The organism is Gammaproteobacteria bacterium (genome assembly GCA_011682695.1).
Lineage (GTDB): Bacteria > Actinomycetota > Acidimicrobiia > Spongiisociales > UBA4744 > BMS3Bbin01.
In genome coordinates this window covers 47838-64099 of the sequence record JAACED010000003.1, presented here as the reverse complement: position 1 = coordinate 64099, position 16262 = coordinate 47838, and the positions used below count along the sequence as shown (strand labels likewise).

Genomic DNA, 16262 nt, shown 5'->3' with positions numbered 1-16262 from the left:
AACTCCTTTTTTCACTCAGGCGAACGGGGGATTTATGTGGAAAATGCATCCCCGCCGATTGCAAACAATGTCTTCGGGGATTGTACAACCGACGACCGATGACCGATGACCGATGACTGATGACTGATGACTGATGACTTTCTACACCATGTGCACGATGACGCCGACCCGCTCGAGCAGCGCGGCGGGTTCGACGCCGACCGTTTCTGGGAGCAGCTGATCGGCAACCGTCCGCTCCCCGATCGTCACCTCCACAGGCTCGTCCAGGAGCGCTTCTCCGGACGGTCGAAGCAGCACGACGTCGGATGTACCGCCGCCTTCGTTGACGCGGGTGACCATCACGACATCTCCATCGGAGAGTTCGAGCAGTGATCCGGGCGGGTAGACACCAACCATCTCGATGAACGCCCTGGCGAAGTCCGGATCGTAGATCGAACCCGCGCCGGTCAGCAGAACGTAGAGAGCGCGGTTGGGCGTCTCGGCCCTGCGGTAGGAGCGCCGGGTCGTGATCGCGTCGTAGGTGTCGGCAGTGGCAACCAGCCTGCTGTAGAAGTGCAGATCCCGCGATGATCTTCCGACGGGCGGGTAACCGAGACCGTCATACCGGGCGTGGTGTTCGAACGCCACTGTCGCGGCGATCTCCTGATACGGTGCCGCCGCGGCGAGGATCGACGCCGCTCCCTCCTGCGGATGCAGCTTGATCTGGCGCCACTGTTCGGCGTTGAGCCGGCCCGGATACTGCAGGATCGACGACGCTACGCGTACCTTGCCGATGTCGTGGAGCAATGCGCCCATCGCGAGGGCGGACATCTGGTCGTTCGGCAGGCCGAGCATTCGACCCATCGCAATCGAGAGAATGCAGACGTTGACCGAATGAAAGAACGTGTATTCGTCGTGACTCTTCATCGTCGAGAGCAGCAACGATGCGGCAGGCTGAGAAATGGTCTGTTCCACCAGCTGCTCGACCGCCCCCGCCGCTCCCGAGAGGTCGAACTGTTCGTCCCGCTCGATTGCCGCCGCCATCCCGCGCAGCACGTCGAGTGAACGAGAGTATGACCTGCGCACACCGCCGGTGGCATCGCTTTCGAGATCGGCTCTCGTGAACGGCGACTCGTTGAGCCGAATCGTTGCTTCGGCGGGAACGTCACCACTCAACGCGGCGATGAAAGCTCCCAGGTCTGCGACATCTGCTGCTGCGACCGGAGCATTGAACGTGATCGATTCGATACCCCGGGACTGGAGCGTTCGCAAGAGACTGCTGAGCTCAAGCGAGGCATGCGGCAGGATCGACCGTCCAAGGTGGATCGTGTCACCGAGCAGGGTGACGACTGCCTCATCGTCTTCCCTACGGGCAAGCATGTTCGCAGCCGTCGTAGCTGCCTCGAGCGCCTCACCGGTCGAAGGGTGGTCGATCGGGTACAGGCTCATCTGACGCGCCAGCGCCTGGATCTTGCGAAGAGCCGTGCGAGCTGCCTGCTCTCTGATCATGCGCGAGTTCCTAGTGCTTCCCTGGCGGCGGCCCGCAGCGCCCGTCCCCGGGCGCTGAGAATGAACCGGCGTCCTGCGACGGCCTTGAGTGCATCCTCACACTCCGGACTCTCGCGGTCCCCGAGGTGTCGAATGACTTCCTCCTTTTCCGCAGCCGAGAGACGGCCATTCAGCGCTGCGATCAGATGGCCCTCGGCTTCCGCTCCTGGCCGGGCAGCAAGCAGGCCGATCGCGGCGCGCCGGACCACCTCGTGATCGTCGCCCAGTGCGCCCCCTGCGTGCTCGATTGCAGCGGGCTCGATCGTGTTCAGGGCTCTCAGAGCCTCGACGCGCACTCGATGGTCCCCATGGGTAAGCAGTTTGACCAGGCCGGGCACCGCCTCGGAGTTGCCGGAGGCCCGAAGAACGGTCGCCAGGTTCCTGACCACGTACCATCGTTCGTCGTCGAGAGCGGCCAGGACCGGACCTGGATCGTGTTCGGCCACTGCGCCGAGGATATCGATCAGCACCTTCCTGCGGGAACGGTCCTCTTCTTCGGCGAGAAGGCCGAGCACGACGCCTATCTTCGTCGCTCCAAGCCTCGCGACCAGGCTTCTTGCAGCATCTGGGCCTGCGCCGGACACCTCGTTGACGAGCAAGTCGATGACATCCCGGGTACACGCGAGCTCGAGAGCCTCCTGGACCTCGCGGCGGCGCTCCGGCGGATGCGTTGGTGCGTCAGTCACACTGCGGACCCACAGTTCGGCGTGGCGAAACTGTTGCCGCCGGATACTTGCGATGATCTTGCCGGTGAGCAGACGCATCAGGCGCCGAAAGCGATTGTCGCGATCCTCGACGGCGAGAAGCCCACGGAACGTGTCGAGGGTGTAGTAGAAGTGGCGCCGAGGGTCGGGAAACTGCGGTCGCAGCTCGCCGATGGCGATCTGTGAGAGGCTCTCCGGCGCGGCGCCGAGCAGACGCTCTTGGACACGCGCGGTGACCATCTGCACGGCATCTGCCGCGCCGTCTCCCGCGTCGAACAATGCGAGAAGTTCATCTGGACGGCGGTCCGCTTCGTCGGTTCCGATCCGTGCGTAGTCCAGAAGCAGAGCAAAGCCGGCCGAATCGAGCTTCGGAGCGATGCGTGCCAGCTCGTGGCCGGCGAACTGATCGAGGAAGAGCCGGTCGATGGGATCGTCATAGGCACCGAGGAACGGTCCCAATACGGCCACCATGAACTGCTCATCCAGGGAGAAGAACGCCTCTACGAACGCTCGGACGACCTGCTCGCAGGCAGCAATGTCGGAGTCGGCGATCAACCCGTAGGTCTCGCGGAAGCGAGTGTGGAACAGCTCTGCCAGCCGTGCGGAATCTCCTTCGGCTTCTTCGACGAGCGCAGCGGCGAACTCGGCCGGATCCATTGCGCCGGCCATCGCATCCCGCACGACATCGTCGCGTTCAAACGTTGGACCCTCCGCCCCGGTGGAGAGCGGCATCTTCGTGACGACGGACAGACCGCTGATGCCTTTTCGCATGAGGAGCGCGGGAAGCCCCCCGCCTTGTTCGATCGCTTGTTCCTCCAGCGCGAGCACGCTCATGAATGCGGCCAGGTCGCGATCCGATGGAGGATCGGTCACTCCAACCGACGCGATGTTGTGCACATAACACCGTTGTGCAAGCCGCTCCACCGCATCGCGGGTGACCTGCACTTCTTGGTCGTCACAAAGGAAGAACCCGGGCCCGACATCGAGCCAAATGGTCCCGACCGCCGCAGCCGTACGAAGCGACTCTCCGATCCGATGAAACGAGGGTTGTGTCTCCGGTTCCGGGTACAGGTTGTACACGGTCCAGGCGCCCGCCAGTGCTTCGACAACTTCGGCGGCACCCGTCTCGTCAATCACGTCTACCCGCCGATCTGAATCAATTCCTCGCGCACAGCGTAGAGGACGGCTTCGTTTCTCGAATGCAATCCGAGTTTGTCGAGGATATTGCGAACGTGATTCTTGACCGTGTTCTCGGAGATGAACAGCTTCTCGCCGATCTGGCGACTGGTCATGCCTGAGGAAATAAGCCCGAGCACTTCGAGTTCGCGACCGGTCAGCTCCGGCTTGCGCGTAGAGATGACCTCACGATGTTTGAGCAGGCTGGCGACCGTCTCGAACAGTTTCGCTCCCATGCGCGGAGAGACAACGGCTCCACCTTCGCACACGGCGCGCATCGACTCGACCAGCTCCGGGAACGGAGTGTCTTTGACGACATATCCCCGGGCACCGGACTTGATGGCCGAGAGAAGGTCCTCCTCCGATTCGCTGGATGTAAGCAGGACGACGTTCGCGCCACCCGAAGCCTCTCGGATCGGACCGACGACCTCCAGTCCCGACATCCCCGGCATCAACACGTCGAGCACGACCATATCCGGCTGAAGCGAGCGGGCCATCGTCAAGGCCGTCATCGCATCCTCGGCCTGGCCGACGACATCGAACCCCGCGTTCACGAGCGCGGCTGAGAGCCCGGTAACGAACAGCGGAGAGTCGTCGACGACCAATACGGTGGTCATGCGGGCTCGATCAATCCGTACGATCCGTCGCGCCGTCGGTAGAGGACGCTCGGCCGGTCACCTTCTGCATTCTGGAAGAAGAAAAACCCGTGGCCAAGCATCTCCATCTGCAAGGCGGCTTCTTCTGGAGTCATCGGTTTCATGACAAACTGCTTCACTCTGACGATCAGTGGACCACTTGGCTCTTCTTCGTCGTCTTTGGACGCCGTATTGAGGCGTTTCTCTCGCCCTCTCCGAGAACGATCGATGAGCCGTTCCTTCAACCGCCGCAGTTGAATCCCGAACTTCTCGGTCGCAATGTCCAGTGCTGCCTCAGCGGTCGGGCCTGCCGCTTCGACCCGCACGGTCGAACCGGCTGCACGCGAGGTGATCTCCACCCTGAACGGGTCCGTGACTCGCCGGTTCATCTCCTTGACGATTTCGACGTCTGCCGACGAGATGCCATTGAAGAACCTGGCCGCTTTCGAGACTTTGGCACGGGCGGCTTCTGCAAGACGCTCATCGAACTGGTAGTTCTTACCATGAAGTTTGACGTCCAAAACCAGCCTCCTATTGATGGTTGGAGTCTCTGCGAAGCGCGACCGCAAGTGCTGCGGCCGGCCATGCTGCATGTCGCAGGATCACACCCCTACTCTACCCGCACCCGTGGCCGTAATCGCGCCGATCACTTGTGGGCCGATTGCGTCGGCAGCCGCCCTCATGGTCTGACCCGTCGTGAGAACGTCATCGAGGATGACGACGGGTCGAGTGACACGTGAGCGAAGACCGAATCCAACAGGCGACCGCTCGGACCGCGACTTGCCGGCGTGACGGCGAGTCCACGGCGCCGGCCGCAGCAGGTCGACCACGGGCCGACCCACGAGAGCCCCATAGGCCTTGGCGAGTTCTCGTGCAGGATCGATTCCGTACCGCCATGCCCGCATGGGCACACGCGGCACCGGAACGATCGCCGCCCCCGGGTCGTCGACCCTGGCCGCCATCGCTTCCGCGAGTGGTGCCGCAGCGGCTCGGATCGCCTCGTACTTGAGCCGACGCACCAACACCCTGGCAGCGCCGCGATGCGCCAACGCTACGTGCACGAGCAACGATCCACCGACCACACGGTCCGACTCGGGCCGCAGAGATGAGCGGCAGCGACCGCACAGCACCCCTCGGGTCGGCAGCGAACACACCAGGCACACCATGCGCCCACCCTATGGCCCGCCACTGACGAGAACGCTTTCTGCGCGAGATTCGGTGGCAGGACGCCACTCTCTGTGGTTAGATGGTGGTATGGCGGCTGGGAACGTCCACGACACTCGGGAGCGGCAGCGTCAGCGAAGGCTGACACGGCTGGGCTTTCTCCTCGCGCCGATCGCGGCATGGATGTGGTGGCGCATCGTCAGCGGCCGTCATCCATGGCCGGCGTTCCCGCACCTGCCGCCCGAGACGATGTTCTGGCTTCCCGGCATCCTCCTCATCCTGCTCATCGGGATCGCGCTGGTGGCTCCGGTGCTCGGAAACCGACGATCGCCGCACACGACGTTCCGACCCGAGCAGATCGAGACCTCCTTCGACGACGTCAAGGGCATGGACAACCTGTTGATCGAGGTTCGTCACACCTTGCAGATCCTGCTGGACCACGAGCGGTTCCGAACGGTCATGGGAGGAACGCCCCGGCGTGGTGTGCTCTTTGAAGGACCCCCCGGAACCGGCAAGACGTACGCCGCCAAGGCACTGGCCAAAGAAGCCGGCGTACCGTTCCTGTTCGTGTCGGCCACTGCATTCCAGAGCATGTGGTACGGAATGACGTCGAAACGGATCCGAGCCTTCTTCAAGGCCCTGCGGAAAGCTGCCAGGGTCGAGGGCGGGGCAATCGGTTTCATCGAAGAGATCGACGCGATCGGACTGGCACGTCCCAATGTGACGAAGAGTCCGGCGGTGTCCCTGTCGGTGAACCGGTCCATCGCGACGGACACCGGAGGGGTCGTCAACGAACTGCTCATCCAGATGCAGAGCTTCGACGAACCCCTGTCACGCACCAAGATGGCGAGCTGGTTCAGGGATCGCATCAACCTGTTCCTCCCCGAACACCTCCAGCTTCGGCCGCCGGCGAACCAGTACTCGAATGTGCTGCTGATCGGAGCGACGAACCGAGCCGATTCGCTCGACCCTGCGCTGCTGAGACCAGGACGCTTCGACCGGATCTTCCACTTCGACCTGCCCGGACGGTCCGGCAGACGTGAGCTGATCGACTACTTCCTCACCCGCAAGGCTCATGCCCCGGAGATGGAGTTGGAGACATCGAGGGATAATCTCGCTTCGGCGACGCTCGGCTACACGCCGGCTTCGCTCGAGCGACTCTTCGACGAGGCGCTTTTGTTGGCGCTGCGGGACGACCGTAGCGCCCTGGACATGAGAGACCTCCATAGGGCCCGGATCGAGATCGAGCTCGGGCTCCCCGAGCCGGTCGACTACCCCACCGAGGAGCGGGCCGCGATCGCCACCCACGAGGCCGGACATGCGACGGTCGCGTACCTGGTCGGCAAAGGGCGTCGCCTCGAAGTTCTCTCGATCATCAAGCGCAGGGAAGCGCTCGGGTTCCTGGCCCACCGTCTCACCGAGGAGCGGCGTACCCAACGCGAGTCCGAACTGAGGGCACTGTTGCAGATCGCGATGGGTGGCATGGTTGCCGAGGAGATCTTCTTCGGGGATTCGAGCACCGGGCCTGCCGGGGACCTCGCCTCTGCAACCACGCTTGCCGCCGAGATGGTCGGTTCTCTCGGGCTCGGGGGCTCGCTCGTGTCGTACCGGGCGCTCGACGCCGGGCCGCTCGGAGGGAACCTGACGGCCAGGGTTCTGAGTGACCCGCACGGCCGCGAACAGATCGAGCACCTCCTCGACCAGGCGAAACAGTCGGTCACACGGCTCCTGTCGGCCAACCTTCACATCGTCGAGGCGCTCCGAGATGCACTCATCGAGCGCAACGAGCTGATCGACGAGGAGATCCTCGACGTGATCGGCTCTGCGTCCGGCGACACCGTCATCGACCTGCGCGAAACCCCGGTACAGCAGTAGCGGCATCCGGCACGTCGCATCTCACACTCGATGGTGAGGATTCGGTACCGCCATATCCTCTGATCGGACGCCTCGAGGCGCTCATGGAACCGTCGCAAGACCAGTCCCACCGGCGCCACAACCACACGCCACGGACAGGGCGGCGAGTGGCAGAGGTGCGCACCGTTGGCGGCCCGAACGACCGCTCATGAGACAGTACGCACGTCTATGAGGCCACCGGCCCCTAGACACACGGTGCGAGAGTTGGTAGATTTAGGTTATCAGCTGGGAGGTTCGATGGGGGAGGCGTCGTGGCTACGTCCTTCTGTCGCGCCGTCCTGGCTTCTGCATTCCTGCGACTCGGATCCCCCTGAGGAGCGCGCGGGGACTGTGACTTTGGCAAGACAGTCCCCGGCGAACAGGACCGACACACGACTGGAGCGTCGTCACGAATCCCGTGCGGGCATTGTATCGCCGCGTTCTGACTAAGCCAGGACCTTGCGGCAAGGCCGCTGTGTCCTCCATCTGGAGGACGAGCAGTTGAGCAAGCACGCCCGGCCCCGCCTCTCCTCTCCCGCCTGGATCCTGGCCGATCACGCCGCCCTCGCCCCTCGGGGACACCATTGGCGTCGCTTCCGATCCGGCATGCACGAACTGCACCACTCAGCACTCCCCCCAAGACCCCGACGCGGCCGCCACCGCGACTCGCACAAAGCCTCCATGCCCTTCTCGAGACCCCAGCCGGCCGGCCGTACAACGGTCCTGCTCGTCACGATCCTGGTAATCCTGGCGTACGGAGGCGGCATCGGCTACAGCCACTGGATCACCGAGGCCGTTGCGAACACCCGGAGTGGGACGGGTCGCCTTGCAGCCTCGACGAGCGGCCCCTCGGCAACCTTCGAGTTCAACTGCGATACCCACCGTTTTCCTGGGCACTCGATCTCGTTCGTTCGATTCTGGGCTCCAGATCAGGAGCCCGGCGACCTCGAAGCGAAGGGCATCGGAGCAGTGAAGATCGAAACCGGGCGCTCAGAGATCGCCGACGGGTACTCGATCGATCCGAGCAACGCTGCTCAGGGTGACACTGCAACGCTGCACCTCGACGGCACCGAGGTGGCGATCGGGCAGTGGGTCGCGAATCCTGGAGAGAGCGGAGGGTTCCTCGGTTTCGGCTTCACGGTGAACGGCGAGGACATCGTCGTCGACGTCATGGCGGGCGGTGATCTTTGGCGCATGGTGCTCTCGGGGACCGGCCTATGGTCTCTCGACGGTGTCGACGGTGATGGTCACGGTGGACACGGCACGGACACGACTCTGCCCACCTCCTGCAACCCGTTGTCCATTCGTAGCGTGGTGTCGATCACCAATGACGGATCCATTCCGGGGATCCCCTATGTCACGCTCATCGGCTCCGAAGACGCCTGCACGGGCGAAGGTCATTGTGGCCACGGAGGTCATGGTGGTCACGGTGGCCGTTTCAACCTGGTGATCGAGACGACGGAAGGCGTCATCGCCCAGGGTTCGCTCTGCGACCTGTTGAACCGGCGTTTTCGGGTCGCGCACCAGCTCGACCCTGGGGAGTCCGTGTCCGTCTCGCTGACGTCGACCCTGCTCGGAACCTTCCCCCACGACGGATTCACGATACCCCTGACGTTGAGCTCCCTGTTCACGCAGTGGAACAGCGCCCCTCCGGACGAGGGAGGGTTCGGCTGGACGGTCACCGCTGATCGGCCGCTCGACGTGACGGTGAACGTCGCACCTTCGCACGAATCGGGACCGGCCCTCCTGGAGATGTTCGACGCGTCCCCGCCGGAGTCCGATGAGCCGGCCGGTACCGCGCAGGACGACGGTGGGACACCACCCCCAGCAGAGACCGTTTCGCCATGAGAGACCACGGCGAGGAAGGAGCCCGGGAGGTGACGATGAACCGACACCGCAGAGAACCGAGTGTTCTGGCGCGTGCGCGATCACCCGATGCGCACGGCGTACACGGAAGACACCGGTGGGAGAACCCACCACGAGGAAAGGAAAGAGGAACGTGAGAACGAAGAAACGGAGCGTGCTGTTGCGGGCGCCGGGTCTCGTGGTACTGCTGACATTGCTGCTGGCGACCACAGGCCTCGTCTATGCCCACTGGACGGCGACGCTCGATCTCAACGGCAACGTCAATACCGGCAGTGTCGTCATGGCCTGGTCGCAAGCCTGGACCAACGACGACGGCGTCCTCAACGCGAGCGACGGCGAGCCGACCACGAACGAGATCTTCGACGCATGGGGTACCGCCTCGAGCGCCGATCCGTCGGATCATGTTGCACCTGCCCCGGGCAGATACACCAAGGACGTGGCGAAGTGCACCGCGGCTCACACCGATGATCTGGTGACGTGGACCATCGAGAACGCCTACCCGAGCTACAACTGCACGCTGACCGCCACCCTCAAGAACACGGGCAGCGTGCCGGTGCGGGCGACCTCGATCGCGTTCACCGCGACGAGAACGCCGGACGGCGGATCACCTGGCTCCATCCCGATCGTCCCGGGCATCAACGAGGGCAACTTCTACCTGGGAACGACCCACCAGATCGAAGGTGATATCAGCGCCGGGGTTCGCTGCGGCACACAGATCGATCCGGCAGAGTCCGTGACGACATCCGGCTGGTTGCACGTGCTGCAGCCTGCTCTCCAGAATGCGACCTATGCGTTCGCACTCTCGCAGGACTTCGTCAACTGGAACGAGTGGGACGTGACGATGTGCACGGCTGGTGCAGTCGTGGATCAGGACGGTGATCCCACGACCGCCGACCTGTGTTATTGGAACGGACTCGCCTGCGTAACGCCCCTACCCTAGGAAGGCAACGGAAGGGTGGTTCGGAGCGCGGGCTGCGAGCCACCCAAGGAACACACCATGCATGAGGAGGTGCAGCGGCAGGGAGCATCGCCGGCCATCGCGGCCGGTATGGCGTCACTCGCCGCCGCTGCACTCCTCACTCCGTCGACATGACCGATACCGGCGGCCACAATCCTTCGCCGATCGCTGGTGCCTTGGCCAGTAACGTTCGGGGTGTCGATGCCGAGGCGGGGGCGTCTGGTCGCAAGGCCGCACAACGAAGGCGCACCTGCAGGTGCGTTGAGGCGGAGAACGCAGCGAGCGGCGTTCCTGGCCGGCAGAACACCGTAAAGGTCGCCGGTCGAGGCACTAGCCTCGATCCGGTGACCCGCCCACGGCACCGCAAACCTCGCTCCTCACTGCTGCACGCCTTCCGCAACCCCGACCGATCTCACGGGCATCGACGCGCACTCCGCTTCTCCGGAGTGGTCCTGGCCTACGTCGTGGCCGCCTATGCGATCTCCACCAGGGGGTTCCCCATCTGGCTGCGAGCGACGCCGGGACTCGACTACTACCTCGCCCAACCACTTCTCTGGACGGGCCTCGCCGTGCTCGCCTACCACGGATGGCGCCGCCTTCCCCGGCGGCCCGCCTTCCACTGGACGATCGTCCGTGCCGGCTTGTTCGTCGGAGTCTTCCACGTCTCCGTGCTGATCATCGCCGGCGTGCTGAGCGGATTCGGCCGCTCACCCTCTGGCAAGCTGGTCAACTACCCGCTGAACGTCCTCTATCTGGGGACGATGCTGGTTGGACTCGAGATGGCGCGTGCGTACCTCTTCCGTGTCTGGGCGCCGTTCGTCGAGCGTACCCGGCTCATGCGGGGAGGCGTACGATCCCGGTTCCGGATACAGGCACTCGAAAACGGTGCTTTTGTCACGGTCACGGTGATCTTCTTCGTCGCCGCCACCCCGATCGGCCAGTTCACGGGACTGACCGACCCGGCCCGCCTGTTCCAGACCGGTGCAGGGCTGCTGGCCCCCGCGCTCGTCCTGAGCGGAGTTGCCACCTGGATGGCCAGCGTTGGAGGACCAGGACCGTCGATCGCCTACCGCGGCACTCTCGTCGCGTTCGCGTGGTTCTCCCCGATCTTGCCCGACCTCACCTGGGTGTGGCTGCTGCTCATCGGCGCCATCACGCCGATCGTTGCGATGACCCTCTTCCGCGCCTTGGCAGCAGATGCTCTCAAGGAGCCACAACGCCATTTCGAGCAGGCGAGACCAGTCCAGAAGGCCTGGCCCGGTTGGGTGGCGACCGTCGCCGCCGCCGTAGTTGCCGTGGCATTGTTCACCGGCATGTTCGGGGTTCGCCCGCTGATCGTGGCCGGGACCAGCATGGACCCGGCCCTCGTCCGAGGCGACGTCGTCATCATCCGCGAACACGTCGACATCCCCGGCCTCGAGATCGGCGACATCGTGGAGTACCGACAGGGGACGATGCCGGTGACCCACCGCATCGTGCGCATCGAGGACACACCCGATGGCCTGATGATCACGACCCGTGGAGACAACAACCGGTCCGACGACACACCCGTCGGCGCCGACGAGATCGACGGGAAGGTGGTGTTCGCCGTTCCGTGGGTCGGACGCGTCGCCCTCTGGGTCCGGGACCGCTGAGTCACCGAATACCTGCCTCGCGTGCCCGGCGCTCGCGCCACGATCCCGGTACCCGATACCGGGTACTCCTGACCGCTCGTCAAGTCCCCAGACCGACGATCAGGTCCCTTCCTGCCAGGACGCCAGGTATGCGATCTGTTCTTCGGTCAACACCTCGACCGCGCCGCCGAGATGCTCGAGTTTGATCCTCGCAACCTCGCGATCGAGCTCGTCCGGAAGCGTGTACACGCCCGGTTCGAGCTCTTCGTGATTGGCGACGAGCCACTCCGCTGCAAGCGCCTGATCGGAGAATGACATGTCCATCACGTCTGCGGGGTGCCCCTCGGCTGCGCTCAGATTGACCAGGCGTCCTTCTGCCGCAACGAGAATCCGGCGTCCGTCCGCGAGCTCGAATTCCTCGAGATTCTCGCGAACCGGACGGCGTACGACCGCCTTCTCCCTCAAGGCGTCCAGATCGATCTCGACGTCGAAGTGGCCCGCATTGGCGAGAATCACGCCGTCTTTCATCCGGTCGAAATGCCGGGCCCGAAAGACGTGCTTGTCGCCGGTCACGGTGATGAACAGGTCCCCCAGCTCGGACGCATCGTCGGCAGTCATCACCCGGTAGCCGTCCATGGCAGCCGATAGGGCCCTGATCGGGTCCGACTCGACGACGATGACCCGGGCGCCCATCCCGTCGGCCCGGGAGGCGACACCCTGGCCGCAGTCTCCGTAGCCGGCCACGACGATGTTCGACCCGGCGAGCAGGATATTCGATGCCCGCAGGATGCCGTCCAGCGACGACTGCCCGGTCCCGTACCGATTGTCGAACAGGTGCTTGGTTGCCGAATCGTTGACGGCCACCACCGGAAGCCGAAGCATCCCTTCGTTGGCCATCGCCCTCAGGCGGATCACTCCGGTCGTGGTTTCTTCTGTGGAACCGATCGGTGTGACATCGGTGCGGTCCTTGTGGAGCACCGATACCAGGTCGGCGCCGTCGTCCATCGTGATGTGCGGTTTGGTGTCGAGTACGGCATTGATATGGCGGTAGTAACGCTCGTCGTCCTCGCCTCGGACCGCGAACACGGGAATGTCGTCTGCAACGAGGGCTGCGGCCACGTCATCCTGCGTGGACAACGGATTGGAGGCGCACAGCACGACGTCGGCGCCGCCGTCTCGCAGCGCCATCATCAGGTTGGCGGTCTCGGCCGTCACATGCAGGCATGCGGCGATGCGCATCCCCTCCAACGGCTTCGTTTGACGGAACCGCTCCCTGATCGTGCCGAGGACCGGCATTCTCCGGCCCGACCATCCGATTCTGCGTGCTCCTTCAGGAGCAAGGGAAGCGTCCGCTATGTCGTAGTTCATGTCTCTCCCAATTCTTGTTTGAGTATTTCGATGGCCTCGACGGGAACCGGGTCCACGGCGGCGTTTCGCGCCAAGCGCAATGAGACCATATCTCCGATGGCGGATAGACTTGCCATCCGGGCAAGTGGATGTTCCCCCTGTGCCCACACTTCACCGACGATGCCCGCCCCTTCTGCCAGCCTGCCCAGGGTGGGATCGAACCGGGCGGCAACTCGGGAGGGTTCGTGCGGGTCGCGCAGCGCGATGACGCCGACGGTGCGCCGGAGAACGGACCCGAGGGCGGACCATCCAACGATCTCGTTATGGTCGGTCTCGGGAATCGTCGTGGTGAACGCGGGCGCCTTGGCATTCTCATTGATCTGTGTCTTCCATCGGTACGCGGCGACCGCGGCCGGCCCGGAGCCGACGATCAGTGTGATTCGGCCTGCAAGACCTTCCGCGAGGTCGTCGGCGAGGTGGCGTCCTGGACCGTCGAGATCGGCCCCCAGCAGCTCGTCGGTGACGATGGCGGCCTCGGTCAGCCCGGTCCCCTCGACGAGCCCGGCGCCCTCGAGAATCCTCATCACTGCACCGGTGAGGTACCCGAACGCCGCGCGGGGCTGAAGTCCGCCGGGAACCTCGACGAGCGGCCAGTCGTGCTCTCGCGCGAGACGCGAGAGCACTCCCCCACTGCTGACGGCAGCGATCGCAAGACCCGCACGCTCGGCGGCTTCGACACCGGACAGTGTCTCCTCGGTATTCCCCGAATACGAGACCGCTACCACAAGCGGCGAGAGCCGCTCGGCCCATCCGGGGATCCCATAGCTCTTGTGCGCGAACACCGGTGCTTCGCCGGCCACGGCGGCGGCGACGTCGCCGGCAATGCCGGAGCCGCCCATCCCGCAGACCAGCGCTCCCGTTGCGGCAGGAAGCGAGGGAGTGGTGAGGTCTGCCGCCCACCGATACTGCTCCGGCAGGCTTGCCAGCATGGTCTCCATCGTGTTCACGATTCTCGGGTCGCTTCTTCGATGAGCATCACGGGGATACCGTCTCGTACCGGATAGCGCAGACCGCACGCGGTGCAGATGAGGCGTTGCTCTGTTTCATCCTCTCGGAGGTCTCCATGGCACGAAGGGCACACGAGGATCTCGGCGAGTTCGTCTGGAATGAGGCCCATCATGTTCCTTTCACGATCGATCGCACCGTAGCAACAAGTTCCTCGACAGCCGCCTTGTCTCCGGCCTCGGCATTGAGCCGCAGAACGGGCTCGGTATTCGAAGAACGCAGATTGAACCACCGGTCCGCCCATTCCACCGTGAGACCGTCCGTCCGGTCCTGCGACGCGTCACCGAAGGTGGCGGCGACGCGCTCGATGGCGTCCTGCTGGTCGTCGACACGCAGGTTGATCTCTCCGGACGCCACATAGGGTTCGAAATCCTTTCGGATCTCGGAGAGGGAGCGCCCGTCTTCGGAGAGCACCTGGAGCAGGACGAGCATCGCGAGCGTCCCGGAGTCGGCGCGAAAGTTGTCTCTGAAGTAGTAGTGCCCCGAATGCTCACCGCCGAACACCGCGCCCGTCTCGGCCATGATCTGTTTGATGAATGAATGACCGACCCGCGTGCGAACGGGCGTCCCGCCGGCAGCCCGAATCGCCTCGGGAACGGCCCGGCTGACGATCAGATTGTGCACGATCTTGGCTCCGGGTTCTCGGGCCAGAAACCACGTGGCGATCAGCGCGGTGGTCGTGCTTCCCGACAGCGGCCGTGAGAGATCATCGACGAAGAACGCCCGGTCGGCATCGCCGTCGAAGGCGACACCCAGATCGGGATGCTGCGAGCGCATCGTCGCCTCGAGGTCTCGCAGGTTCTCCGGCTGCAACGGATCGGCCGGATGGTTCGGGAATCGGCCGTCCGGTTCGAGGAACAGCGGGATGAGTTCGGCATCCAGCTTTGCGAACACACCCGGCAAGGCCACCCCGGCCATGCCGTTGCCACCGTCTGCGGCGACCCGCAAAGGACCGATCCGCTGGGGGTCGACAATGGAGAGCAGATGGTCGATATAGCCGGGGATCGGATCGAACGGCTCGACAGATCCGCTCGCTCCGATTGCGTCAACGCCCTGTTCTGCGAGATCCCGAATGTCGAAGAGTCCGGACTCGGCTCCGATCGGCGCCGCTCCCCGACGGCAGAACTTGATCCCGTTCCACTCGGGCGGATTGTGGGACGCGGTGATCATCGCACCGGGAATGTCCCGGTCACCCGAGACGAAGTACAGCGTGTCGGTCGCGACCAGCCCGATATCGAGAACGTCCACACCCTGTCCGGTGACACCGTCACTGAAGGCATCCACGAGGCCGGGCGATGATGCACGGCAGTCGTGTCCGAGGGCGACCTGCGGCGCATCGACGGAGCGGGCGAAGCCGGCACCGATGCGACGCGCCGCATCCTCGTCGAGATCTCCCGTGTCGGTGCGGCCGCGCACGTCGTACGCCTTGAAGATGGGGTGCAGGTCGCGCATAGACATCAGTGTAGGAGTCGTCACGTCTCTCCCCACCCCTTCTCGTGACGCTCGAATGGGACTATTCCTCCGAAACGTCACCAGAACGGGTGGCAGTTGGCCCTAGACTCCCCGTGCTTTGTCCACTCCTGTCTCCGTCGTGATGCCTGCCTACCAGTTGGGCTCTTCGATTCACGACAACATCCTCACTGTCGCCTCCGTCCTTGAGACCCTGCCCGGATCGGAGATCATCGTCGTGGACGACGGGAGCACCGATGAGACGTTCGATGAGGCGATGAAGGCCGCCGGCGAAGTCGCTGGAGTCCGGGTGCTCCGCCACGACACCAACCTGGGGAAAGGTGGTGCGCTCAGAACCGGCGGTTTGGCCACGGACCGACCGGTGGTGGTGCTCCTCGATGGTGACCTCGACCTACCCCCGGAACAGATCCCCGATCTGGTCGAGACGCTCTCCGAACGGGACCTCGACGTCCTGGTCGGAACGAAACGGTACGGGATGAGCGGAGGGCGCTACCCGTGGAAGCGACGGATACTCAGCGGTGTCTTCCGCCTCGTCACCCGGATCCTGTTCCGGCTTCAGGTCACTGAGACGCAGACGGGACTGAAACTGTTCCGGCGTGACGTGCTCCAAGCGGTGCTGTCGGACCTTCAAGTGACCCGCTACGCGTTCGACCTCGAACTGCTCGTCCGGGCCGACCGAGCAGGCGCTCGCATCGGTGAAGTTCCCATCGCTCTTCGGGTGGGAGCGTCGTCGGCGCCTCTGTCGCTCTCGACGCTCTGGGAGATGGGCAGGGACACCTTCAAGATCTTCTGGTGGTCTCTTCGCTCTCGTGACGCTTCACGGGAGTAATCCCGCACAGCCGCC

At 64.2% G+C, this 16262-nt stretch carries 14 protein-coding genes; 5 read left to right on the top strand and 9 right to left on the bottom strand.

Going from position 1 to position 16262, the window contains the following annotated elements:
- Window positions 1-141: 141 nt before the first annotated feature.
- The 5 genes from GWP04_01065 to GWP04_01045 form a co-directional block, all read right to left on the bottom strand.
- Complete coding sequence (locus GWP04_01065; protein ID NIA24138.1) at window positions 142-1488, bottom strand: HD domain-containing protein; 1347 nt, start codon at window positions 1486-1488, stop codon at window positions 142-144.
- Window positions 1485-3368, bottom strand: a complete 1884-nt coding sequence (locus tag GWP04_01060; protein NIA24137.1) for a hypothetical protein — start codon at window positions 3366-3368, stop codon at window positions 1485-1487. The genes GWP04_01065 and GWP04_01060 overlap by 4 nt, the downstream gene beginning before the upstream one ends.
- Before the next feature lie 2 nt (window positions 3369-3370).
- Complete coding sequence (locus GWP04_01055) at window positions 3371-4024, bottom strand: response regulator (protein ID NIA24136.1); 654 nt, start codon at window positions 4022-4024, stop codon at window positions 3371-3373.
- A complete protein-coding gene (raiA, locus tag GWP04_01050; GenBank protein ID NIA24135.1) occupies window positions 4021-4563 on the bottom strand; it encodes a ribosome-associated translation inhibitor RaiA in 543 nt (180 codons plus the stop codon). Before raiA ends, GWP04_01055 begins: the two co-directional genes overlap by 4 nt.
- Window positions 4564-4644: 81 nt before the next feature.
- A complete protein-coding gene (locus GWP04_01045) occupies window positions 4645-5103 on the bottom strand; it encodes a hypothetical protein (protein ID NIA24134.1) in 459 nt (152 codons plus the stop codon).
- Window positions 5104-5296: 193 nt separating this feature from the next.
- Here GWP04_01045 and GWP04_01040 point away from each other — a divergent pair, with 193 nt between their 5' ends.
- The 4 genes from GWP04_01040 to GWP04_01025 all read left to right on the top strand — a co-directional run bounded on the left by GWP04_01040 (window position 5297) and on the right by GWP04_01025 (window position 11557).
- On the top strand, window positions 5297-7081 hold the full coding sequence (locus tag GWP04_01040) for an AAA family ATPase (protein NIA24133.1): 1785 nt from the start codon (window positions 5297-5299) through the stop codon (window positions 7079-7081).
- 699 nt (window positions 7082-7780) lie between these two features.
- Window positions 7781-8947, top strand: a complete 1167-nt coding sequence (locus GWP04_01035; GenBank protein ID NIA24132.1) for a hypothetical protein — start codon at window positions 7781-7783, stop codon at window positions 8945-8947.
- Between the two features lie 151 nt (window positions 8948-9098).
- A complete protein-coding gene (locus GWP04_01030) occupies window positions 9099-9905 on the top strand; it encodes a hypothetical protein (GenBank protein NIA24131.1) in 807 nt (268 codons plus the stop codon).
- A 362-nt stretch (window positions 9906-10267) separates the two neighbouring features.
- Window positions 10268-11557 carry a signal peptidase I gene (locus GWP04_01025; GenBank protein NIA24130.1) on the top strand — a complete coding sequence of 430 codons (1290 nt, stop codon included), beginning with the start codon at window positions 10268-10270 and terminating at the stop codon, window positions 11555-11557.
- Between the two features lie 99 nt (window positions 11558-11656).
- Here the strand turns inward: GWP04_01025 and GWP04_01020 are convergent, their stop codons facing one another.
- From GWP04_01020 to manB, 4 genes are read right to left on the bottom strand one after another with little or no spacing between them, the layout of a single operon-like run.
- On the bottom strand, window positions 11657-12904 hold the full coding sequence (locus tag GWP04_01020; protein ID NIA24129.1) for an adenosylhomocysteinase: 1248 nt from the start codon (window positions 12902-12904) through the stop codon (window positions 11657-11659).
- Window positions 12901-13881 (bottom strand): bifunctional phosphoglucose/phosphomannose isomerase, encoded by a 981-nt coding sequence (locus tag GWP04_01015; GenBank protein NIA24128.1) that lies wholly within the window; start codon window positions 13879-13881, stop codon window positions 12901-12903. Before GWP04_01015 ends, GWP04_01020 begins: the two co-directional genes overlap by 4 nt.
- Before the next feature lie 5 nt (window positions 13882-13886).
- Complete coding sequence (locus tag GWP04_01010; GenBank protein NIA24127.1) at window positions 13887-14060, bottom strand: Trm112 family protein; 174 nt, start codon at window positions 14058-14060, stop codon at window positions 13887-13889.
- Window positions 14060-15400, bottom strand: coding sequence for a phosphomannomutase/phosphoglucomutase (manB, locus tag GWP04_01005; protein ID NIA24126.1), 1341 nt, complete (start codon window positions 15398-15400; stop codon window positions 14060-14062). The genes GWP04_01010 and manB overlap by 1 nt, the downstream gene beginning before the upstream one ends.
- Before the next feature lie 118 nt (window positions 15401-15518).
- On the opposite strand from manB, the gene GWP04_01000 reads away from it, so the two are divergent.
- Window positions 15519-16247, top strand: coding sequence for a glycosyltransferase (locus GWP04_01000; protein NIA24125.1), 729 nt, complete (start codon window positions 15519-15521; stop codon window positions 16245-16247).
- Window positions 16248-16262 lie beyond the last annotated feature (15 nt).